The sequence below is a fragment of the Rhizorhabdus dicambivorans genome (assembly GCF_002355275.1).
GTDB classification, from domain to species: domain Bacteria; phylum Pseudomonadota; class Alphaproteobacteria; order Sphingomonadales; family Sphingomonadaceae; genus Rhizorhabdus; species Rhizorhabdus dicambivorans.
In genome coordinates this window covers 685,636-705,000 of sequence record NZ_CP023449.1, presented here as the reverse complement: position 1 = coordinate 705,000, position 19,365 = coordinate 685,636, and the positions used below count along the sequence as shown (strand labels likewise).

Below are 19,365 nucleotides of genomic sequence, written 5' to 3'. Positions count from 1 at the left end.
TCGCGCGAAACCAGTTGTGCCGGGCCCGGATCTGGCGTTCCGGATGGACGGTCCGGAGGAGGCCCGGGTCCCTGACGGCTTGATGATCCCACTTTTCCGCCCCAAATGGAAGCCATGACGAATTCCCGCAACCGCCTTTCCGATCCTGTCTCCGCGGCCCGGGCATGGGCCCGCTTCCGCTGGATCATGCGCTGGGTGATTGCGACCGCGATGTTCAGCGTGGCGGCGGCGCTGGCCTATCTGTGGGCCGACGGTTCGCCACTGACCGTCGCGGTGGTGGTGGCGACGAGCGCGGGGGTATCGCTCTCGGTGCTGCTCGCGGGCGCGCTGATGGCACTGATCTTCATGAGCTCGGGCAGCGGCCATGACGAGGATGTCGGCCGTTCCAGCGAGGATCTCGGCGACCGCTGGGACCGGCGGCCATGAAAAAGGGGGGAGCGGCCATCCGGACGCTCCCCCCCTTTTTCTCTTCGACGATAGCGACGACCGGCCTCAGGCCGCGGCGCTCTCCCCGCGCGGCTTGCGGGTGCGGCGCGGGCGTGCCGCGGGCTCATCGCCATCATTGACCGGCGTGGTCAGCGACAGCGATGGCGGCAGACGATCGACCTCGATCTGCTCGGCGGCCTGCGCCTTGGGCGGACGGCCACGACGGCGGACCGGACGCGGCTCCTCCTCGGCGGCAGGAGCCGGTGCAGGCTCAGGCGTGTCGAACAGCACCGGCTGTTCGGCCCGGACCGGCGTGGCCTCCTCGAAGCGAGGCTCGCCGCGCGGCTGGCGGCCGCGGCGCGGGCGGCGCTCCTCGGCCGGCTCGGCCTGCTCGACGGATTCCGCCTCGGTCTGCTGCGGCTCGGCACGGTTGCCGGAGAACTCCACATGTTCCCCGCGATCGGCGCGCTCCACGCGCCCGGGGCGCGGACCGCGATCCGGGCGGTCGGGGCGGTCGCCTCGCGGCGCGCGGTCCTGCGCAGCATAGGCCGGCTCGGCGGTCTGGACGTCCTCATTGCCGGTCCGATCACCCTCATCGCCATAATCCTCATCGGACTGGTGAGCGAACTCGTCGCGGCGCGGGCGTGGCTGCTGATCCTCGAAGCGCGAGCGGGTCTCGCTCAGCACCCGGAAATAATGATCCGCGAACTGCAGATAATATTCGGTGTTGACCCGATCGCCCTGCATCTGCGCGTCGCGCGCCAGCGCCTTGTACTTCTCAAGCAACTGGGCGGCATTGCCGCGCGCGCGATTGTCGATGCGATTGCCGCGATCCTGGCCGCCGTTGGAACCGCCCGGCCGGGGCGCACCGCCCTGGCCACCGCCACGGCCGCGACGGCGGCCGTTCTGCCGATTATTGATCAACTTTCCGATGTCCTCGTCACTGGTGGTACGGTTCACCACTCCCCACACCGGGACCGTCCCGGATACCCTCAGGGGCCATGCCCCAAACCGTTAAAATGATGCACGCCGCCACAGGCGCGAACCCGGTCAGGGCCCGCATCCGCCACACGTCATGACCGCCTTGAAACGGGCGCCCCTGGCATTGGAGGTCGTAGCATCGGGCCGGTGCGCAATGGCATCCCAAGCCCTATCCATGGCTCCGATGTAGGGTGTCCCAAGCGAATTTCCAAGCACAATATGTGCCCGTGCGACAAAAGGATCAGGCAGCGACGATGATCGCCCGGTCACGCCCGGCCAGATCGCGCCGCACCATCCCGGCCAGCCCCTCCGCCGCGAACAGGGCGATCACGCTATCTGCCTGATCCGCACCGATTTCCACCGCGGCGAGCCCTCCGGGCGCAAGCAGCCCCCTGATCTGCGGCGCCAGCCGGCGATAATCGTCGAGTCCATCCGTCCCCGCGAACAGCGCCGACCCCGGCTCGAATCCGGCCACGTCGGGCGCCAGCGCCGCGCCGGTTTCGACATAGGGCGGATTGCACAGCACCAGATCAAAGCGCTCGTCGACCCCCACGCCCCAGTCGCCGACCCGGATCGCCGCGCGGGCCGCCAGACCCAGCCGTTCGGCATTGCCGCGCGCGATCGATGTCGCCGCCTCGGACGCGTCGATGCCGAGCCCGGTGGCCCCGGGCCATTCGGCCAGAGCCGCGAGCAGCAGCGTTCCCGGCCCGACGCCGAGATCGAGGATGCGCTTCGGACCGGCCGCGCCGAAATGCGCCACCGCGGCCTCGATCAGCGTCTCGCTGTCGGGGCGCGGGATGAGCACTCCGGGACCGACCGCCAGCCGGATCGTCCAGAAATCGCGATGGCCGACGATATAGGCGACCGGCTCACGCTTCGCCCGGCGGGCGAACAGCGCGTCGAGGCCTGGCGGCGCCGGATCGTCGAGCCGGCCGAGCAGCATCGCCTCGCGTTCGATCCCCAGCGCGTGCGCCGCCAGCAGTTCAGCGTCGAGCCGGGGGGTGTCGCTGGTCTCCGCCAGCGCCGCCGCTCCCCGCGTCAGCGCCGCACGGACGCTCTCAGCCATCGAGCTGGGCAAGCCGCTCGGCTTCGTCCTCGGCGATCAGCGCGCCGACCAGTTCCTCCAACCCCGGGCCTTCGAGAATCTCGGCGAGCCGGTGGAGGGTCAGGTTGATGCGGTGATCGGTCACGCGCCCCTGCGGGAAATTATAGGTGCGGATCCGTTCGGAACGGTCGCCCGATCCGACCATCGACTTGCGCGCGCCGGCCCGCGCGCTCGCCAGCCGCTCACGCTCGATCTCGTAGAGCCGGGTGCGCAGCACCTTCAGCGCCTTGGCCTTGTTCTTGTGCTGCGATTTCTCGTCCTGCTGGATCACGACCAGGCCGCTGGGGATGTGGGTGATGCGCACCGCGCTGTCCGTGGTGTTGACCGACTGCCCCCCGGGGCCCGACGAACGATAGACGTCGATGCGCAGGTCCTTCGCCTCGTCGATCTGGACGTCGACCTCCTCGGCCTCGGGCAGCACCGCCACGGTCGCCGCCGAGGTGTGGATGCGCCCGCCCGATTCGGTGACCGGCACGCGCTGGACGCGATGCACCCCGCTTTCGAACTTCAGTCGCGCGAACACGCCGGCGCCGGTGACGCTCGCCACCACCTCCTTGTAGCCGCCGAGGTCGGCGGCGCTGGCCGAGATCAGTTCGACCCGCCAGCCGCGGTCCTCGGCATAGCGCTGGTACATGCGGAACAGGTCGCCTGCAAAGAGCGCCGCCTCGTCGCCGCCGGTGCCGGCGCGTATCTCCAGCATCGCCGAGCGTTCGTCGGCGGCGTCACGCGGCAGCAGCTTGAGCGCCAGCGCCCGCTCGGCGATGGGGAGCTGGGCCCGTATCTCCTCTGCCTCCTCCAGCGCCATGGCGCGCAGTTCGGCGTCACCTTCCTCGTCCTCGGCCATGCCCCTCAGCACCTCGAGTTCGGCGCGCAGCCGCCGCACCTCGCCCGCCGCCACCGCGACCGGCTCGATCTCAGCATAGTCCTTGGAAAGCTGGACGAACTGGTCGGAGGGCAGGTCCCCCCGCGCCATCAACGCCTGCAGCTCGTCGCGCCGCGCCTCGATCTGCGCGATCCGCGCGGAACTGATGCTCACCACCGGCTCAGGCCCTCAGCGTCTCGACAAGGCGGTCGGCCGCGATCCAGCTCTGGGTCTGGTCGACCATATGCTTCAGCGCCACTTCCCCCTTGGCCACTTCGTCATCGCCGATGATCACCGCCCAGAGCGCCCCGCTCGCATCGGCCTTCTGCATCCGCTTCTTCATATTGCCCTTATAGGCCATGTCGGCGGGGATGCCCGCGCGGCGCAGATCGGCCAGCACGCGGCCGGCCATCGCCTGCGCGGCATCGCCCATCGGCACGACCGCGACATCGATCCGCTCCGAATCGGGCGCGTCGATCAGCATCGCGAGCCGCTCGATCCCGGCCGCCCAGCCGACCGCCGGGGTCGCCGGGCCGCCGAGCGCCTCGATCAGCCCGTCATAGCGGCCGCCGCCCAGCACCGTCCCCTGCGCCCCCAGCCGGTCGGTGACGAACTCGAACGCGGTGTGGCGATAATAATCGAGCCCGCGCACCAGCCGGGCGTTGCGGGTCCACGCCACGCCGGCCGCGTCGAGGCCCCTGGTCACCGCTTCGAAGAAGGCGCCGGCCTCCGCCGACAGATAATCGTCGATCGCGGGCGCCGCATCGGCGATCGGCCGGTCGCGCGGGTCCTTCGAATCGAGGATGCGCAGCGGATTCTTGTCGAGCCGCTCGACGCTGTCCTCGCTGAGTTCGCCGCGATGCCTGCCGAAATGGGCGACGAGCGCCGCACGCCACGCCTCGCGCGTCTCGCCGTCGCCCAGCGTGTTGAGCGTCAGCGTCACCCCCTCCGCCACGCCCAGTTCGCGCAGCAGCTGATCGGCCAGGCAGAGCAGCTCGATGTCCGCCTGGGGCTCCCCGGATCCGATCACCTCCGCATCCAGCTGGTGGAACTGGCGATAGCGTCCTTTCTGCGGCCGTTCGTAACGGAACAGCGGGCCATGGGTCGCGACCTTGAGCGGCGCGTGCTGCTGCCAGCCCTCGGTCAGATAGGCGCGGGCGATGCCGGCGGTGAATTCGGGCCGCAAGGTCACCGAATCGCCGCCGCGATCCTCGAAGCTGTACATCTCCTTCGAGACGACATCGGTGGTCTCACCCAGCGAGCGCGCGAACACCGCAGTCGGCTCGAACACCGGCACCTCGACCCGCCCGAATCCGTAGAGGCGGCGCACCCGGTCGAACGTCGCGACGACATGGCCGAAGCGCAGCGCCTGCTCGCCCAGCATGTCCTGGGTTCCTCTGATGGGGCGCGGTGTCTCGATCTTGCTCATGGTCCGCGCCCATAGAGCATCGCGCGGAAAAGTGGGAACCGGTTTTCCGCATCGCGAACGCGACCGGGAAACCGTAACGGCGGGCGTTTAGGCAAGATTGCCCCGCCTAAAGCCTTTCCATCCCGGAAAACCGCGAATCCGTCGGATTTGCGGCTTGGCATCAGCTGCGGTGCAGCATAAAGGCGCGCCCATGAACATCGACCTCATCCCCGTGGGCGACGACGCCCCGAACAGCCTCAACGTCATCATCGAAGTGCCGGTCGGCGGCGAACCCGTCAAATATGAGTTCGACAAGAAGTCGGGCGCATTGTTCGTCGATCGCATCCTGCACACGCCGATGCGCTACCCGGCCAATTACGGCTTCATCCCGCACACCCTTTCGCCCGATGGCGATCCGCTCGACGCGCTGGTCGTCTCGCGTTCGCCGTTCATCCCCGGCTGCGTGGTGCGGGTCCGCCCGATCGCGGTCCTGAAGCTGGAGGACGAGGCCGGCGGCGACGAGAAACTGCTCACCGTCCCCGTCGACGGCACCTTCCCTTATTATTCGAAGGTCGACGAGAAGGACGATCTGCCCGAGATCATCATGCAGCAGATCGAGCATTTCTTCACCCACTATAAGGATCTGGAGCCCAAGAAGTGGGTCCGGATCGGCACCTGGGGCGATGCCGACGAGGCGCGCCGCATCGTGCTCGAGGCGATCGAGGCCGCCAAGCAGGCCAAAGCGGCGTAACCCTCCGCCCGTTCACACCTCATGCCCGCCGGTGCCGGCTGGCATGAGGCATCCGGGCCGTGCGCGTCCCACTTCGCGCTTGTACAAATCCGTACCGATCGGTACGTGACGGCAATGCTCCACCGTCGCGCCTCGGGACAGCGTTACGCCTTCGTCGTCATGACGGTGACGTTCGTCGCGCTTCTCGTCTCCGCCGCGCTGCGTTCGGCGCCCAGCGTGCTGATGCTGCCGCTCGAAGCCCATTTCGGCTGGGACCGCGCGACCATCTCGCTCGCCGCCGCGATCGGTATCTTTCTCTATGGGCTGGCCGGCCCCTTCGCCGCCGGAATGATGCAGACGATGGGCCTTCGGCGGACGATGATCGGCGGCCTTGCGATGATGGCGGCCTCGACGCTGGCCAGCCTGTGGATGACCCAAAGCTGGCATTATGTGCTGACCTGGGGACTCATCTCGGGAGCAGGATCGGGCGCGATCGCGCCGGTGCTGGGGGCGACGATCGTCAACCGCTGGTTCGCGGCGCGGCGGGGGCTGATGATGGGCCTGCTCACCGCGAGCACGGCGACCGGATCGCTGCTGTTCCTGCCGGCCATGGCCTGGCTCACCCGCAATGGCGCCTGGACGCCGGTCGCGCTGGCGGTGGGTATCGGGGCCGCCGCGCTGATCCCGATCGTGTGGCTGCTGATGCCGGAAAGCCCGGCGGCGATCGGCACGACCCGTTACGGAGAGAAACCTGGCACCGCGCCGTCGAACAGCCCCGGTGGAGGCGCGACGCTCGCGATCACCACCCTGGTCGAGGGCATGCGCACGCCGATCTTCTGGATGCTGTTCGGCACCTTCCTGGTCTGCGGGCTGACCACCAACGGCCTCGTCGGCACCCATCTGATCGCCTATTGCGGCGACAACGGCATCGCGCCGGTGCAGGCGGCGGGCCTGCTCTCGCTGATGGGGCTGTTCGATCTCATCGGCACCACCGCCTCGGGCTGGCTCACCGACCGCTATGATCCCCGCAAGTTGCTGTTCGTCTATTACGGTCTGCGCGGCCTGTCGTTGCTGGCCTTGCCTGCGCTGGATTTCCAGCCGGGCGGCCTGCTCCTCTTCGCCGCCTTCTACGGGCTCGACTGGGTGGCGACGGTGCCGCCGACGGTCGCGCTGGCCAACCGCCATTTCGGCGAGGCGCGCGCGCCGATCATCTTCGGCTGGGTGCTGACCGGCCACCAGATCGGTGCGGCGCTCGCCGCCTTCGGCGCGGGCCTGATCCGCGAGCAGACCGGCAGCTACACGCTTGCCTTCATCTTGGCAGGCGCCTTCGGCCTGCTGGCCGCCTTCGCGGCGGTCAGCTTCGCCCGGAAGGCGCCGGCTTATGGAGCGGTTTCAGCATAGCTGAAACGGCGGTGCCGGCCCGCTCCCCCACCCAACCTCCCGATCCAGTATGATGTCGGGAGGTTGGGTGGGGGAGCGGGCCGGTACCGCGTGCCGCGCCAGCGGAACACGAACCAAAAAGTCGCAATACCCCTCTTGCGGGGAATCGGGACGGCCCCTATAGCGCCCCGACTTGGCTCAATCCGGTCGGCTCCCGAGGCCTACAAACGACCGGATCTCCGTCGGGGAGTAGCTCAGCCTGGTAGAGCACTGTCTTCGGGAGGCAGGGGCCGGAGGTTCGAATCCTCTCTCCCCGACCATTTTCTGAAATCGCCATCGGGTCTCATTCGGCATCCGGCTGCACATCCGGATGCGCCCGCTGGAACGCCTCCAGCCTGGCACAGCGCGCATCGATCTCGACCAGGGTGGGGAAGCCCGACAGATCGCATGCCAGCCGCCGCGCGTTGAACAGTTGGGGGACGAGGCAGCAATCGGCCATGGTCGGCGCATCGCCATGCAGGAACGCCCCGCTCCGCCCACTGCCCGCCACGAAAGCCTCCAGCCGGGCAAGGCCGTCCTCCACCCAGTGGCGATACCAGGCATCGATCGTTGCCTGCTCCTGCCCCAGTTCGCGTTTGAGGTAACGCAGCACGCGGAGGTTCGCGAGTGGATGGATATCGCACGCCACCAGCAGTGCTGCGCTCCGCACATAGGCCCGCTCGGCAAGCCCGCTCGGCAGCAGCGGCGGCTCGGGCTGCTTCTCCTCCAGATATTCGATGATCGCCAGCGACTGGGCGATCAGCCCGTCTTCGCCCGCTTCGATCGCGGGCACCAGCCCCTGCGGGTTCACCGCGTCACGATAGGCCGGAAGCGGCTCGGGCTTGACCAGATGAACCGGCACATAGTCGGCGGCGATCCCCTTGAGGTTGAGCGCGATCCGCACCCGATAGGCCGCCGACGACCGGAAATAGCTGTAGAGTTTCATGGACCTGCCGTTCGTCGCGCTATCGTAGGGATGATATTGCGGAAGCCACCATCTTGCTATAGCGGGCGCTGCTGTCGGGGAGTGGCGCAGCCTGGTAGCGCATCTGGTTTGGGACCAGAGGGTCGCAGGTTCGAATCCTGTCTCCCCGACCATCACGACATCGCGACCCACGCCGATCGGCGCGCAGCGTGCTCCATGCACGCGAGCACCGGAAGCGCACAACGGCGCCATTGGCAGGCCGGTTCGGACCGAATGAAAAAGGAATGGCCCTCGCTCCGGGGGCGTGGAGCGAGGGCCGACCTGGCGTTCGTCACGCAGGCGGGCCGCGATGGGCATTCTCGAGCAACAGGGGGGAATCTCGAGAAAAGTCGCGACCGCTGAGAACCTTCTAGGCGCCCCAACCTGTCGGCTGAATGAACAGCCGCGCTATTTCCGCGGCCCTCTCGGGCGTGGGTCGTTCCAGATGAACGCTTTGTCGGAAATCGGCACCCCGAATCGCTGATTCGACAGGCGCACCGTCGCTCTTCCATTCTGTGCGTCGAGCACCGTCCAGCCCTGCAGGACGAGACCGCCCGGGCCGCCGCCCCTGGCGAAGAGGATGGTGATCGTGCCGAACTCGGGATGCTTGGGATCGCGCGCCTCGACGGCGACGGTGCCAGGAATCGCCGAAGGGACAATATGGGCGAAGCGGCTCATATCCTTGCGCGGATCGATCAGCACCGACAGCGGCGAATTGCCGACCGGCCAGCGCGACACCTGCTTCACCGAATAGTCGATCATGGTCAGCGCCTTGCCGTCGCCGACGATCAGCAGCGGCACGCCCTGCTGATATTGGAAGCGGATCTTGCCAGGCTGGCGCAGGGTGAGCGTACCGGACAACGCCTTCCCCGTGCGATCGGTCTGGACGAAGTCGGCGGTCATCGTGCTGATCCCGCGCAGATGCGCCGACACCTGGTCGAGCGAGCCAGGCTGCGCCGCGGCAGGTGCGGCGGCGACCAGGGCGGGGACGAGCGAAAGGAAAAGAGGACGCATGGGTTTCCTGATGTTGTTTCGGTCGCGCTTATGCCCGGCCGCCGCTGAATTGGGAATGAAGCGCGGCCAACGTGCGGATCGGCGCGAAGTTTCCCTATATAAGGAGCCATGAGCGCGCGTCCCCTCACCCCGGCCGAGAAGGCCCTTTCGCGGTCGGTGTTCGGCGATGCGATCGATCTCGCCGCGGTCCTGGTCCGCCACCGGCGCTGGTGGCCCTTTCAACCCCGCAATGCAGTGATGGCGCCGGACGGCGACATCTGGTGCCATCCGCGCGGCGGGCTTTACCGTGACTGCTATGCGGCGGCATCGCTCCAGATGCAGGCGCTGTTCGTCCATGAGATGGTCCATGTCTGGCAGGCGCAGACGCGCGGGCGCTGGTATCTGCCGCTGATGCGCCATCCCTTCTGCACCTATGCCTATCGGCTGGCGCCGGGCCGCCCCTTCGCGCGCTACGGCATCGAGCAGCAGGCCGAGATCGTTGCCGACGCCTTCCTGCTGATGCGGGGCGTCACCAGGATCGGCGGGCCGCGCCTGGCCGATTATCGCGCCATCTTGCCTTTCTCCCCGTTCGCAGCGGCGGAGAGCGAATGAGCCGCCCCTTTCGCCCTCCCCCGCGACCCGCTACAGCGCGGCCATGATCCCCACCGGCCTGCTCGGCGGCAGCTTCAATCCCGCGCATTACAGCCATCGGCATATCAGCCGCTTCGCGATCCGCGCGCTGGGGCTTAAGGAGATGTGGTGGCTGGTCTCCCCCGGCAATCCGCTGAAGACGGGCGCGGCGGACATGGCGCCACTCTCCGCCCGGCTCGCCTCCGCACAGCGCATGGCGCGCCGGGCGCCGATCCGTCCGACGGCGATCGAGGCCCAGCTCGGCACCCGCTACACCGCCGATACGCTCAGGGCGCTGGTCCGCCGCTATCCCAATCGGCGCTTCATCTGGGTGATGGGGGCCGACAATCTGGCGCAATTCGACAGATGGCGCGATTGGCGCGGCATAGCGCGCACGGTCGCCATTGCCGTGATCGCGCGTCCAGGCTATGATGTCGGTGCCCGCGCCTCCAGGGCGATGGGCTGGCTACGGCGCTTCGTCCGGCCCGCGGCCAAGGCGAAAGACTGGACGAGATGGAGACCGCCGGCCCTCGTGCTGCTGCACTTCTATCCTGATCGCGGTTCCGCTACGCGGCTCCGGGCCAAGGACCCAGGCTGGCATCTTTCCCACAGCAACAAAGGCCTGCGCGACCGATTGACGCGCCGGCCGCTTCCTCAGGAGGTACATTGACCGCCACCGATCCTTCAGACAGGCTCCATGAGCTGGTGCTGAAATCCCTCGACGACGATCAGGCCGTCGAAACAGTGACCATTCCCCTCGCGGGCAAATCGTCCATCGCCGATCATATGGTGATCGCCTCCGGACGCTCGACCCGCCAGGTCGCCTCAATGGCGACCAAGCTTGCCGACAGGATCAAGACCGAGCTCGGCCGAAGCGTCCGCATCGAAGGCCTCCCCACCGCCGACTGGGTGCTGATCGACGCGGGCGACGTGATCGTCCACCTGTTCCGCCCCGAGGTGCGCAGCTTCTACAATCTCGAGCGGATGTGGAATTTCGGCGACGCGCCCGCACCGGTGGCGGCGCAGGCCTGACCTGATCTGACACAGCGGCAGGGGGCCGGAACACGCTTTGCTGCTGCATATCATCGCGCGGGGGAAGATCGGCCGCTGTCCCGAGGCCGATCTGGTCGACCGCTATCTGAAGCGGATCGCCTGGCCGACCCGCATCACCGAATTGCCGGACAGCGGCGGAAAGATGCCGCCGCGCGAGCCCGGCACCGTCCTGATCATGCTCGACGAGAAGGGCGAGCAGCTCGGCTCGATGACCTTCGCCGAAAAACTCGGCCGCTGGCGCGACGATGGCCGGCGCGAGGCCCGCTTCCTGATCGGCGCGGCCGACGGCTTCGACGAAGACCAGCGCCGCGAGGCCGATCTGCTCTTCGCCTTCGGCAAGGCGACCTGGCCGCACATGCTTGCCCGCGCGATGCTCGCCGAACAGCTGTGGCGCGCGACCAGCATATTGGCCGGCCATCCCTATCATCGGGAGGGGTGATGCGGGAGCGTGGGGCTGAAGGTCCTCCCTGCGCGGAGCGTGGGGAGGGGGACCACCCGAAGGGTGGTGGAGGGGTAGGGGTCGCAGACCCCTCCGCCGCCTGCGGCGGTCCCCCCCCCATCTGCGATGGGGAGGGTCATTTATCGCCCTTGCCCTCATCGCCGCCCCCCTCCTCGCAGCGCCCGCCGACCCCGGCATCGCCGAACAGCAGCGCGAGTTGGTCACAGCCCGGCAGCAGGCCGCGATCGCCTCCGCCCGCGCCGCCCGGCTCGAACGCCAGGCACGGGCGACGGCACGCGCCGCCGATCGCGCCCGCGCCGAGCAGGCCGCGGCGGCGGCCGCGATCCAGGCATCCGAGGCCCGCATCGCCGAGGCGCAGGCCCGGATCGGGATCGTCGACCGGCTGCGCGCCCGCCAGCGCGCGCGCCTTGCCGAACGCCAGGGCCCGATCGTCCGGCTCACCGCCGCGCTCCAGACGATGGCGCGCCGCCCCGCCGCGCTGGCACTGGTGCAGCCCGGCTCGGTGGACGACATGGTCCATGTCCGCGCGCTGCTGGGATCGGCGCTCCCCGAGATCCGTGCGCGCACGGCGGGGCTCCGCGCCGAGGTGGCGCGTGGCGACGCGCTCCGCCGCCAGGCCGAGCGCGCCGTCGCCGAGCTGCGCCGCCAGCAGGCGCGGCTGGAGATCGACCGGCAGGCGCTCGCCCGGCTGGAAGCCGACCGCCGCCGCCGCTCGCAGGGCCTGGTCGACGATGCGATGGCCGAGCAGGACCGGATGATCGCGATGGGCGAGCGGGCGAAGGATATCGCCGATCTGATCGGCAGCCTCGACGATCAGGCCGCGATCCGCGCCCGCCTCGCCAGCCTTCCCGGCCCCATCCTGCGCCCCGCCCGTCCCGGCCGCGCGCCCGCGCCGCCGCGCACCGAACTCCAGCGGCTCGCCGACGCGTCCAACGCCCCGCCGCCCTACCGGCTGCCGGTGCTGGGCCGGCTGGTGAGCGGCATGGGCGAGCTGTCCGAATCGGGGGTGCGGGCGCGCGGCCTCACCCTCGCCGCCGCCCGCGGCGCGCAGGTCGTCGCCCCCGCCGCCGGCCGCATCGCCTTCGCAGGGGCCTTTCGCAGCTTCGGCCGGATCGTCATCATTGAACATGAGAATGGCTGGGCCACCCTCGTCACGGGGCTCGACCGGCTCAGCGTCAAGGCCGGAGACGAGCTGATCCAGGGCAGCCCGATCGGAGTCGCGGGCGGCCGCACCCCCCGCATCACCGTCGAACTGCGCCGCGATGGCCGACCCGTCGACATCCTGCCGCTGCTGAAGTGATCGCCGGACTGTGCACCAGGCCATTGACCCGCAATCCTTCGCTAACCATGTTCATGGCATAGGACCTGGCCAGGGCGTCCCGGGGCGGACGGGCGGTTAGACAAAAGTCCAAGCGGCGCGCGCGCTATTTCCCGCGCCGCAAAAAAACGGTAATACTCCAGCATGCTTGGGAGCGGGCGAAGATTGATGGCGAAGACCCTGTTGCGTTCGGTTGGACTTTTCGGCGCCGGTATGATCGCGGCCACCCTGGCCCCTGCGATCGGCGCGGTGGACGTCGGCACCTATAAGGAACTCGACCAGTTCATGAGCGTGTTCGAGCGGGTCCGCGCGGACTATGTCGACAAGGTCGACGACCGCACGCTGATCAAGGGCGCGATCGACGGCATGCTCGCCAGCCTCGATCCGCACAGCGCCTATCTCGACGCGCGCGACCGCCAGAACATGCGCACCCAGACGCAGGGCAGCTATGGCGGGCTCGGCTTGTCGGTCACGATGGAGGACGGCGCGGTCAAGATCATGACCTCGCAGGAGGATACCCCGGCGGCGAAGGCCGGCCTCAAGACCGGCGACTATATCACCCATCTCGACGGCAAGCTGCTATATGGCGGCTCGCTCGACGAAGCGGTCGACCAGATGCGCGGCAAGCCCGGCACCAGGATATCGCTGACCGTCGTCCGCCCCGGCCGCGACAAGCCATTCGACGTATCGCTGACCCGCGAGGTAATCCAGCTCAAGCCGGTCAAGTGGGAGGTCAAGAACGAGGTCGGCATCATCAACATCAACACCTTCGTGAACTCGAACACCGGCGATTCGGTGCGCGCGGCGATCGCGGGGGTGCAGAAATCGCTCGGCCACGATCCGCTGGGCTATGTGATCGACCTGCGCTCGAACCCGGGCGGGCTGCTCGACCAGGCGATCGACGTCGCCGACATCTTCCTCGATCGCGGCGAGATCGTCTCGCAGCGCGGCCGCGAGAAGGGCGATATCGAACGGCGCTATGCCACTGCGACGCCGACCGATCTTGCCCATGGCCTGCCGATCATCGTCCTCGTCGACGCGGGTTCCGCTTCGGCGGCCGAGATCGTCGCGGGTGCGCTGCAGGACCAGAAGCGGGCGCTGGTGATGGGCGAGCGCAGTTTCGGCAAGGGATCGGTCCAGACCGTGCTCGAACTGTCCGACGACACCGCGCTCAAGCTGACCACCGCGCGCTATTATACGCCGTCCGGCCGTTCGGTGCAGGAAGGCGGGATCAAGCCCGACATCATCGTTCCGCAGCTCAGCGACGCCGACTACAAGGCCCGCCCGCGCCTGCGCGAGGCCGACCTGCGCCGCCACCTCATCAACGAGGCCAAGGTCGACGACAAGATCCTCGAGGATGACGGCAAGCCCGATCCGCGCTTCCAGCTGACCGCCGACGGCCTCAAGAAGCAGGGCATCGACGACTTCCAGCTCGACTATGCGATCAAGACCATTGCCCGGATGAGCCAGCCGCCGCTGCGCACCGCGCTCGCGGGGGCCAAGCGCGGGGCGAAGTAACGGCTCCCCACCACTTCCTCATTCCCCCTCCCTTGGCAGGGAGGGGGGTTAAAACTATACCCATCCCATGACCGGTTTCGCCCAGGCCCGCCTCGCCGCCCTGCTGCTTCCCACGGCACTGATGGCAGGAGCGCTGGGCTCGCAATATATCGGCCACCTCTTCCCCTGCGAGATGTGCCACTGGCAGCGCTGGCCGCATTATGCCGCGATCGCGCTGGCGGCGATCGCCTTTCTCGTTCCCGAAAGGCCGCTCGGCCGTATCCTGGTCGGCCTCGCCATCGCCGCGATCCTCGCCAGCGGTGCGATCGGCATCTTCCATGCCGGGGTTGAATATCATTTCTGGCCGGGCATCACCCGCTGCGCGGCGCCCCCGTCGAGTCGGGACGGCGCCGACATATTGGCCCAGATCATGGCCACGCCGATGATCCAGTGCGACGTGCCGCAATGGACGCTGTTCGGCATCTCGCTCGCCGGCTTCAACGCGCTCTTCTCGATCCTCGGCGCCTTCGGAATCATCGCCGTCTGGAGACGCAAGCCATGAACCAGGCCGACGCAAAAGCCCGCGCAGGCATGTTGAGGGTCGATCAGGCCGGTGAATATGGCGCGACGCGCATCTATGCCGGCCAGCTTGCGGTGATGGGCCAGCGCGCGCCGGACGCCCGGGCGATCGCCCGCATGGCGGAACAGGAAGCGCGCCACCGCGCGGTGTTCGATGCGCTGGCGGCGAAGCGCGGCGTGCGCCCGACCGCGCTCCAGCCGCTGTGGAACGTCGCCGGATTCGCGCTGGGCGCGGCGACGGCGCTGATCGGCCCCAAGGCGGCGATGGCCTGCACCGCCGCGATCGAGACCGAGATCGACCGCCATTATGGCGAGCAGCTCGAGGCGATCGGCGACGGCGATCCCGAGCTGAGCCGGCTGATCGAGGAGTTTCGCGCCGAGGAGATCGAGCATCGCGACGCGGCGATCGCGGCCGGCGCCGAACAGGCCCCCGCCTATCCACTGCTGTCGGGTGCGATCCGGCTCGGCTGCCGCATTGCCATCGGCCTTTCGCGCCACATATAAGACCCTATCACAGGACAGGAACCGCGCCGATGACGACCCACCGTTTGCTTCCCCCGGCGCTGGCGATCCTCGGCCTGCTCGCGGCGGCGACCCCGTTCGTCACGCCCGTGGCGGTCCAGGCGCAGCGCGCCGAACGGGTGCTGACCATCTTCGGCAATGATCCCTGCCCGAGCAGCAACGGCGAGGAGATCGTGGTCTGCCAGCGCATGCCCGAGGGCGAGCGCTATCGCATCCCCGAGGAACTGCGCCGGACCGAAGGCAATGGTCGGGAGACCTGGGGCGACCGCGCCAAGAGCCTCGAATATGTCGGCAAGAGCGGCGCCCAGAGCTGCTCGACCAGTGGGCCCGGCGGCGCCTCCGGCTGCTTCCGCGAGCTGGCCCGCAAGGCCTGCGACGAGGACAAGGCCGACGGCAAGAAATGCGGCATCAAATTCTGACTTGAGCCTGGCTCGCTTCATTCATCCTCCCGAAAGCCGTTTGGGCGTTATCTGAAGCGATGAAGGCCTTCCTTCCCATCGCGCTGATGCTGGCCACCTCCGCGCTGGCGGCGCCACCGGCGAAGTCGCTGGCCGAGCCGGCACCGCCCCGGATCAGCAATCTCGTCGTCTATGGCGAGGATCCCTGCCCGCGCAGCTCGGACGACGAGATCATCGTCTGCGCACGCCAGCCGGAAAGCGACCGCTACCGCATCCCTAAGCAGCTCCGGAAGCACAAGAAGACCGACCAGCCGGCCGTCAGCTGGACCGAGCGGACCCGCACCCTCGACATGGTCAGCAAGAAGGGCCTGCCCAACAGCTGCTCGCCGCAAGGCACCGGCGGCCAGACCGGCTGCCTGCGCCAGTTCCTGGAAGCCGCGCGGCTCGAACGCGAGGCGGCAAAGGCCGGCGAATAGCCGCTTTTCTCCCTCTCGAAACCCTTCCGCTTTTCCCGGACTCCGCTATAATCGGATCGTTCAGGGTGAACCGATGAAGGCGATCGATCCGGACCTGCTGCTGAGAGCCTATTCGATCGGGGTATTCCCGATGGCCGACAGCCGCGCCGCCGACGACGTCTATTGGGTGGAACCCAAGAAGCGCGGCATATTGCCGCTCGACCGCTTCCGCCTGTCGCGCTCGCTCGCCAAGACGGTCCGATCGGATCACTTCACCGTTACCGTCGATCGCGCCTTCGGCCAGGTCGTCGGCCTTTGCGCCGAGAGCACGGCCGATCGCCCCGACACCTGGATCAATCCGGCGATCGAGATCGCCTATGCCGATCTCCATCGCCGTGGCCACGCCCATTCGGTCGAATGCTGGCAGGGCGAGCGGCTGGTCGGCGGGCTCTACGGCGTCAAGCTCGGCGGCGCCTTTTTCGGCGAGAGCATGTTCAGCCGCGAGAGCAACGCATCGAAGGTCGCGCTCGCCTGGCTGGTGGCACGGCTGAAGGCGGGCCGTTTCCGGCTGCTCGATTGCCAGTTCATCACCGATCACCTGATGTCGCTGGGCGCGATCGAGGTGAGCCGTGACGATTATGTCGCGCTGTTGGACGCGGCGCTGGGGGTCGGCGCGGGCGGGGTGTTCGGCGGCGCCGCCGCCGGAGCGCCGGCAGGGGGCTGGTCCGCGCCCGACTTCTTCGCGCTGGACGGCCTGGCGAGCGATCCCGAGATGCGCACCGTATCGGGGCCGATATCGGGGTGCAGCATCGTGCAGCTCTTGGGCCAGACGTCGTAGACCGCATCCTCGACCGCGTTGAGCGACGGCGATTCCTTGTAGAGCCAGCCGGAGAAGACCCGCCGCCATGTGTTGTCGCGGTTGCGTACGTCGACCTGGGTGAAGGCGCCGGTGAGCTTCTGATCCTCCCAGGACGCGGTCGTCTCGCAGGCCCGGAGCCGCACCACCACGTCGCCGACCCGGATCGCCTGGCCGGGCCTGAGCGTCAGATCTCGCGATTCGCCGTTGCGCTTGTTGAGCAAGCCGAGCACCGCGACCCGCTGGCCCATCGGCGTGCCCTCGGTGACGAGCGGCTTTTCGGGGATCTTCTCGACCACCGGCTGTTGGGCCTCGGCTGCGCTGGCATTGCCCGAGGCGGCGGCTTCGCTTTCCGCCGGCACGTCGCCGCTCGGCGCGAGGCCGGGTGCCGCAGCCTGCTCGTCGGACTGGATCGCCTCGACGGGCGCCTGCTCCTGGCTGATCGCCTGCCAGGCGAACAGGCCGGCTCCCGCCGCGACAAGGCCGCCGAGCGCGACGGCGCCCAGCCGGACAGGCTTCACGGCTGGGGCGCCGACTCGGCAGCGCTGCCGCTGCCGCCCGACTTGTTGATGAACTGGCCGACCATACCCATCAGGTCCATCGCGCCCTGGGTGTCGGCGATGGTGTCGCCGTCCTTGAGCGCCACGGTATCGCCGCCGGGGATCAGCGAGATGAAGGTCGCGCCCAGGAAGCCTTCCGACGTGATCGCGGCGCTGCTGTCGGCGGGAAGCTTCACCGCCGGATCGAGCGCGAGCCGGACCTTGACCTGGAAGCTCTGCGGATCGAGCGCCTGCTCGGTGACCGTGCCGACCTTCATGCCGGCGACCCGGACCTCGCTGCCGACGTTGATGCCGGTCGAGTTCGGGAACAGCGCGGTGACGTGGATAGCGCCGGCCTTGTCGCCGCCGCCGGTCATGCCCCAGGCGAACCACAGGAACCAGGCGGCGAAGACGACCACGAACAGGCCGACCAGCGCCTCGCCGATATTCTCACGCAGCAGCGATTTCATGGCTCAGTTGGGCTCCATGCCTCATAGTCGCCGGTCGCGGCGGCGCGCACCCCGCCGCGCTCCAGGGCGCCCGACGGCCGATAGGCCGCGTCGGTGCCCGTCAGGTTGGGCAGCGCCGGCTTCTGCCAGCCGCGCGGGGCGGGCTGCTGATCGGGGGTCAGGTCGGTGCTGTGGTGCAGCCAGCCATGCCATTCGGCGGGCACCCGGCTCGCGTCGTTCGAACCGGCATAGATCACCCAGCGGCGCGGGCGGCCGTCGGTTGCCCTGCCGCCCTCATAATAGACATTGCCGAGCGCATCCTCGCCGACCCGCGCACCGTTCATCTTGCTGAACAGCAACGTGCCGATCGTGGCGCCGTCCCACCAGGTAAAGATCTTCTTGAGCATGGAAGCCCGCTTAGCGGTTGGGAGATAGCCCGGCAACCGTTTAGAGGCAGGCCCCCGTCGGGATCGGCCGCAACAATCCGTCGCCCCGGCGGAGGCCGGGGCCGTGAGAAGCTCCTGCCTCGGCGTTGCGTAAACGATCGGCCGGCCCCGGCCTCCGCCGGGGCGACGAAAAGTGCAGGTCAGCTCCCCGCCCACTCCACCCTATCGCCCTCGGCGATGCCGTTCGCCGCGGCACCGCCCCCGACGATCTCGAGCACCGCCGCCACCGGCTCGCCCGAATCCACCGGGGTGAGGTTCTCGGGGACGGTGTTCGCCGCGATCCGGGCGATCGTGCCGTCGGCGCGGATGAAGATCATGTCGAGCGGAATATAGGTGTTCTTCATCCAGAAGCTGGCGAAGCGGGGGGGCGTCATCGGAAAGATCATGCCGCCACGGCCGGGCAGGCTGGTGCGGTACATCAGCCCCTTCGCCTGTTCCTGCGGGGTGCGGGCGACTTCGACCTTGTAGACGATCGGCCCTCTGGCGGTGCGGATGGTCAGCGGCACCGTCGCCGCCTCGCGCCCCGTCTCGCCATTGGCGGAGTTGGCCTGGGTCGGAGCACAGCCGCCCGCCGCAAGCGCCAGCAGCGCGGCGGCGCCAATCAGGCGGGCAGCGCCGATCACGATCAGTCGTTGATCAGTTCGACCGCAAGCGGGCCCTTGCGGCCTTCGGCGATTCGCGCCCTCATCCGCATCTCCGGCACGAGATCGGCAAGACCGGCGCGGCGCACCGTCTCCATATGGATGAAGATATCCTGGGTGTCGCCGTCGCGGACGACGAAGCCATAGCCCTTCAGCCGGTTGAACCATTTGACGGTCACCGCCTCGGGCTCCCCGGCCGCATCGACCAGCTGGGTCGGATCGACCCGGTCGGCGTTGCGCTTGGCGATCAGGTCGGGATCGGGCCCGGTCGCGGTGGACAGGTCGATCGCGAGGATGCGGCGCGCCTGCAGGCCGCGGTCCCGCGCCACCACTTCACAGGCGATGCGCGCGCCTTCGGGCAGGGTGCGGCGGCCATGATCGCGCAGCACCGAGAAGTGGACGAGCACATCGCCCTTGTCGCCATCGGTGGCGATGAAGCCGAAACCACGGGTGGCATCGAACCATTTGACCGCCCCCACAACGGTCTCGGCGGGCTCGCCTGTAGCCATCGATACGCGTTCCTGCCCGCTATCCAAGCTGACGTCGCGCAACGTTACAGACGCAACAGACTTTTCATTCATCGTCGAGACACCCGCTGCAAGGCATAGGCACTTAACACATGACACCGCTGAAA

24 protein-coding genes, 2 tRNA genes and 1 pseudogene are annotated in these 19,365 nt (G+C 68.5%); 16 read left to right on the top strand and 11 right to left on the bottom strand.

Annotated elements, in window-relative coordinates:
- The first annotated feature begins 114 nt into the window (after positions 1-114).
- Positions 115-426: a hypothetical protein gene (locus tag CMV14_RS03455; RefSeq protein WP_238147178.1), complete on the top strand. Its 312-nt coding sequence runs from the start codon at positions 115-117 to the stop codon at positions 424-426.
- Positions 427-492: 66 nt separating this feature from the next.
- Here the strand turns inward: CMV14_RS03455 and CMV14_RS03450 are convergent, their stop codons facing one another.
- From CMV14_RS03450 to hisS, 4 genes are all read right to left on the bottom strand, one after another.
- A complete protein-coding gene (locus CMV14_RS03450) occupies positions 493-1,386 on the bottom strand; it encodes a DUF4167 domain-containing protein (protein WP_331251135.1) in 894 nt (297 codons plus the stop codon).
- 262 nt (positions 1,387-1,648) lie between these two features.
- A complete protein-coding gene (gene prmC / locus CMV14_RS03445) occupies positions 1,649-2,473 on the bottom strand; it encodes a peptide chain release factor N(5)-glutamine methyltransferase (RefSeq protein ID WP_066968877.1) in 825 nt (274 codons plus the stop codon).
- The gene (prfA, locus tag CMV14_RS03440; RefSeq protein WP_066968879.1) at positions 2,466-3,551 is read right to left on the bottom strand and encodes a peptide chain release factor 1; all 1,086 of its coding nucleotides are present in this window, start codon (positions 3,549-3,551) and stop codon (positions 2,466-2,468) included. The genes prmC and prfA overlap by 8 nt, the downstream gene beginning before the upstream one ends.
- Positions 3,552-3,555: 4 nt before the next feature.
- Positions 3,556-4,803 carry a histidine--tRNA ligase gene (hisS, locus tag CMV14_RS03435; RefSeq protein WP_066968882.1) on the bottom strand — a complete coding sequence of 416 codons (1,248 nt, stop codon included), beginning with the start codon at positions 4,801-4,803 and terminating at the stop codon, positions 3,556-3,558.
- 190 nt (positions 4,804-4,993) lie between these two features.
- Between hisS and ppa the strand changes: the two genes are divergently transcribed.
- The 3 genes from ppa (at position 4,994) to CMV14_RS03420 (ending at position 7,212) form a co-directional block, all read left to right on the top strand.
- A complete protein-coding gene (gene ppa, locus CMV14_RS03430; protein ID WP_066968883.1) occupies positions 4,994-5,533 on the top strand; it encodes an inorganic diphosphatase in 540 nt (179 codons plus the stop codon).
- A 114-nt stretch (positions 5,534-5,647) separates the two neighbouring features.
- Positions 5,648-6,913 carry an MFS transporter gene (locus CMV14_RS03425; RefSeq protein ID WP_066968885.1) on the top strand — a complete coding sequence of 422 codons (1,266 nt, stop codon included), beginning with the start codon at positions 5,648-5,650 and terminating at the stop codon, positions 6,911-6,913.
- 222 nt (positions 6,914-7,135) lie between these two features.
- Positions 7,136-7,212 (top strand) — tRNA-Pro (locus tag CMV14_RS03420).
- Positions 7,213-7,235: 23 nt separating this feature from the next.
- On the opposite strand, the gene maiA is transcribed toward CMV14_RS03420, so the two are convergent.
- Positions 7,236-7,877, bottom strand: coding sequence for a maleylacetoacetate isomerase (gene maiA, locus CMV14_RS03415; RefSeq protein ID WP_066968887.1), 642 nt, complete (start codon positions 7,875-7,877; stop codon positions 7,236-7,238).
- Between the two features lie 75 nt (positions 7,878-7,952).
- Here maiA and CMV14_RS03410 point away from each other — a divergent pair.
- Positions 7,953-8,029 (top strand) — tRNA-Pro (locus tag CMV14_RS03410).
- Between the two features lie 274 nt (positions 8,030-8,303).
- On the opposite strand, the gene CMV14_RS03405 is transcribed toward CMV14_RS03410, so the two are convergent.
- Positions 8,304-8,909 carry a LolA family protein gene (locus CMV14_RS03405; protein WP_066968889.1) on the bottom strand — a complete coding sequence of 202 codons (606 nt, stop codon included), beginning with the start codon at positions 8,907-8,909 and terminating at the stop codon, positions 8,304-8,306.
- Positions 8,910-9,017: 108 nt separating this feature from the next.
- Between CMV14_RS03405 and CMV14_RS03400 the strand changes: the two genes are divergently transcribed.
- From CMV14_RS03400 to aat, 11 genes are all read left to right on the top strand, one after another.
- Positions 9,018-9,500 carry a vgr related protein gene (locus tag CMV14_RS03400; RefSeq protein ID WP_066968891.1) on the top strand — a complete coding sequence of 161 codons (483 nt, stop codon included), beginning with the start codon at positions 9,018-9,020 and terminating at the stop codon, positions 9,498-9,500.
- Between the two features lie 43 nt (positions 9,501-9,543).
- Complete coding sequence (locus tag CMV14_RS03395; RefSeq protein WP_066968894.1) at positions 9,544-10,188, top strand: nicotinate-nucleotide adenylyltransferase; 645 nt, start codon at positions 9,544-9,546, stop codon at positions 10,186-10,188.
- Positions 10,185-10,550: a ribosome silencing factor gene (rsfS, locus tag CMV14_RS03390; protein ID WP_176489063.1), complete on the top strand. Its 366-nt coding sequence runs from the start codon at positions 10,185-10,187 to the stop codon at positions 10,548-10,550. Before CMV14_RS03395 ends, rsfS begins: the two co-directional genes overlap by 4 nt.
- A gap of 37 nt (positions 10,551-10,587) precedes the next feature.
- Positions 10,588-11,010 (top strand): 23S rRNA (pseudouridine(1915)-N(3))-methyltransferase RlmH, encoded by a 423-nt coding sequence (locus CMV14_RS03385; RefSeq protein WP_066968898.1) that lies wholly within the window; start codon positions 10,588-10,590, stop codon positions 11,008-11,010.
- 217 nt (positions 11,011-11,227) lie between these two features.
- On the top strand, positions 11,228-12,331 hold the full coding sequence (locus CMV14_RS03380; RefSeq protein ID WP_238147177.1) for a murein hydrolase activator EnvC family protein: 1,104 nt from the start codon (positions 11,228-11,230) through the stop codon (positions 12,329-12,331).
- Between the two features lie 186 nt (positions 12,332-12,517).
- Entirely contained in the window at positions 12,518-13,867 is a 1,350-nt protein-coding gene (locus tag CMV14_RS03375; protein WP_066968900.1) for a S41 family peptidase, read from the top strand.
- Positions 13,868-13,934: 67 nt separating this feature from the next.
- Positions 13,935-14,408, top strand: a complete 474-nt coding sequence (locus tag CMV14_RS03370) for a disulfide bond formation protein B (RefSeq protein WP_066968902.1) — start codon at positions 13,935-13,937, stop codon at positions 14,406-14,408.
- Entirely contained in the window at positions 14,405-14,929 is a 525-nt protein-coding gene (locus CMV14_RS03365; RefSeq protein ID WP_066968904.1) for a demethoxyubiquinone hydroxylase family protein, read from the top strand. Before CMV14_RS03370 ends, CMV14_RS03365 begins: the two co-directional genes overlap by 4 nt.
- Before the next feature lie 29 nt (positions 14,930-14,958).
- Positions 14,959-15,366 carry a hypothetical protein gene (locus CMV14_RS03360; RefSeq protein WP_066968906.1) on the top strand — a complete coding sequence of 136 codons (408 nt, stop codon included), beginning with the start codon at positions 14,959-14,961 and terminating at the stop codon, positions 15,364-15,366.
- Between the two features lie 59 nt (positions 15,367-15,425).
- Positions 15,426-15,821: a hypothetical protein gene (locus tag CMV14_RS03355; protein ID WP_066968908.1), complete on the top strand. Its 396-nt coding sequence runs from the start codon at positions 15,426-15,428 to the stop codon at positions 15,819-15,821.
- Between the two features lie 73 nt (positions 15,822-15,894).
- Positions 15,895-16,638 (top strand): leucyl/phenylalanyl-tRNA--protein transferase, encoded by a 744-nt coding sequence (aat, locus tag CMV14_RS03350; RefSeq protein ID WP_066968910.1) that lies wholly within the window; start codon positions 15,895-15,897, stop codon positions 16,636-16,638.
- Between the two features lie 35 nt (positions 16,639-16,673).
- Here the strand turns inward: aat and CMV14_RS03345 are convergent.
- From CMV14_RS03345 to CMV14_RS03325, 5 genes and pseudogenes are all read right to left on the bottom strand, one after another.
- Positions 16,674-16,907, bottom strand: a pseudogene (locus CMV14_RS03345) (DUF2155 domain-containing protein); the annotation flags it as partial.
- 266 nt (positions 16,908-17,173) lie between these two features.
- A complete protein-coding gene (gene mlaD, locus CMV14_RS03340; RefSeq protein WP_066968913.1) occupies positions 17,174-17,665 on the bottom strand; it encodes an outer membrane lipid asymmetry maintenance protein MlaD in 492 nt (163 codons plus the stop codon).
- Positions 17,662-18,051 (bottom strand): NADH:ubiquinone oxidoreductase subunit NDUFA12, encoded by a 390-nt coding sequence (locus tag CMV14_RS03335; RefSeq protein WP_066968915.1) that lies wholly within the window; start codon positions 18,049-18,051, stop codon positions 17,662-17,664. Before CMV14_RS03335 ends, mlaD begins: the two co-directional genes overlap by 4 nt.
- Positions 18,052-18,230: 179 nt before the next feature.
- Complete coding sequence (locus CMV14_RS03330) at positions 18,231-18,713, bottom strand: DUF192 domain-containing protein (RefSeq protein WP_066968917.1); 483 nt, start codon at positions 18,711-18,713, stop codon at positions 18,231-18,233.
- Positions 18,714-18,715: 2 nt separating this feature from the next.
- Positions 18,716-19,240: a cold-shock protein gene (locus CMV14_RS03325; protein ID WP_176489064.1), complete on the bottom strand. Its 525-nt coding sequence runs from the start codon at positions 19,238-19,240 to the stop codon at positions 18,716-18,718.
- Between the last annotated feature and the right edge of the window lie 125 nt (positions 19,241-19,365).

Excerpts from the sequence above, each read along its gene's own strand:
- aat (WP_066968910.1), top strand. The coding sequence starts at position 15,895 with ATGAAGGCGATCGATCCGGACCTGCTGCTGAGAGCCTATTCGATCGGG.
- hisS (WP_066968882.1), bottom strand. The coding sequence starts at position 4,803 with ATGAGCAAGATCGAGACACCGCGCCCCATCAGAGGAACCCAGGACATG.
- prmC (WP_066968877.1), bottom strand. The coding sequence starts at position 2,473 with ATGGCTGAGAGCGTCCGTGCGGCGCTGACGCGGGGAGCGGCGGCGCTG.
- CMV14_RS03365 (WP_066968904.1), top strand. The coding sequence starts at position 14,405 with ATGAACCAGGCCGACGCAAAAGCCCGCGCAGGCATGTTGAGGGTCGAT.
- CMV14_RS03405 (WP_066968889.1), bottom strand. The coding sequence starts at position 8,909 with ATGCGTCCTCTTTTCCTTTCGCTCGTCCCCGCCCTGGTCGCCGCCGCA.
- CMV14_RS03370 (WP_066968902.1), top strand. The coding sequence starts at position 13,935 with ATGACCGGTTTCGCCCAGGCCCGCCTCGCCGCCCTGCTGCTTCCCACG.
- CMV14_RS03375 (WP_066968900.1), top strand. The coding sequence starts at position 12,518 with ATGGCGAAGACCCTGTTGCGTTCGGTTGGACTTTTCGGCGCCGGTATG.
- maiA (WP_066968887.1), bottom strand. The coding sequence starts at position 7,877 with ATGAAACTCTACAGCTATTTCCGGTCGTCGGCGGCCTATCGGGTGCGG.
- CMV14_RS03360 (WP_066968906.1), top strand. The coding sequence starts at position 14,959 with ATGACGACCCACCGTTTGCTTCCCCCGGCGCTGGCGATCCTCGGCCTG.
- CMV14_RS03355 (WP_066968908.1), top strand. The coding sequence starts at position 15,426 with ATGAAGGCCTTCCTTCCCATCGCGCTGATGCTGGCCACCTCCGCGCTG.
- CMV14_RS03455 (WP_238147178.1), top strand. The coding sequence starts at position 115 with ATGACGAATTCCCGCAACCGCCTTTCCGATCCTGTCTCCGCGGCCCGG.
- CMV14_RS03335 (WP_066968915.1), bottom strand. The coding sequence starts at position 18,051 with ATGCTCAAGAAGATCTTTACCTGGTGGGACGGCGCCACGATCGGCACG.
- mlaD (WP_066968913.1), bottom strand. The coding sequence starts at position 17,665 with ATGAAATCGCTGCTGCGTGAGAATATCGGCGAGGCGCTGGTCGGCCTG.
- CMV14_RS03395 (WP_066968894.1), top strand. The coding sequence starts at position 9,544 with ATGATCCCCACCGGCCTGCTCGGCGGCAGCTTCAATCCCGCGCATTAC.
- CMV14_RS03425 (WP_066968885.1), top strand. The coding sequence starts at position 5,648 with ATGCTCCACCGTCGCGCCTCGGGACAGCGTTACGCCTTCGTCGTCATG.
- ppa (WP_066968883.1), top strand. The coding sequence starts at position 4,994 with ATGAACATCGACCTCATCCCCGTGGGCGACGACGCCCCGAACAGCCTC.
- CMV14_RS03325 (WP_176489064.1), bottom strand. The coding sequence starts at position 19,240 with ATGGCTACAGGCGAGCCCGCCGAGACCGTTGTGGGGGCGGTCAAATGG.
- CMV14_RS03400 (WP_066968891.1), top strand. The coding sequence starts at position 9,018 with ATGAGCGCGCGTCCCCTCACCCCGGCCGAGAAGGCCCTTTCGCGGTCG.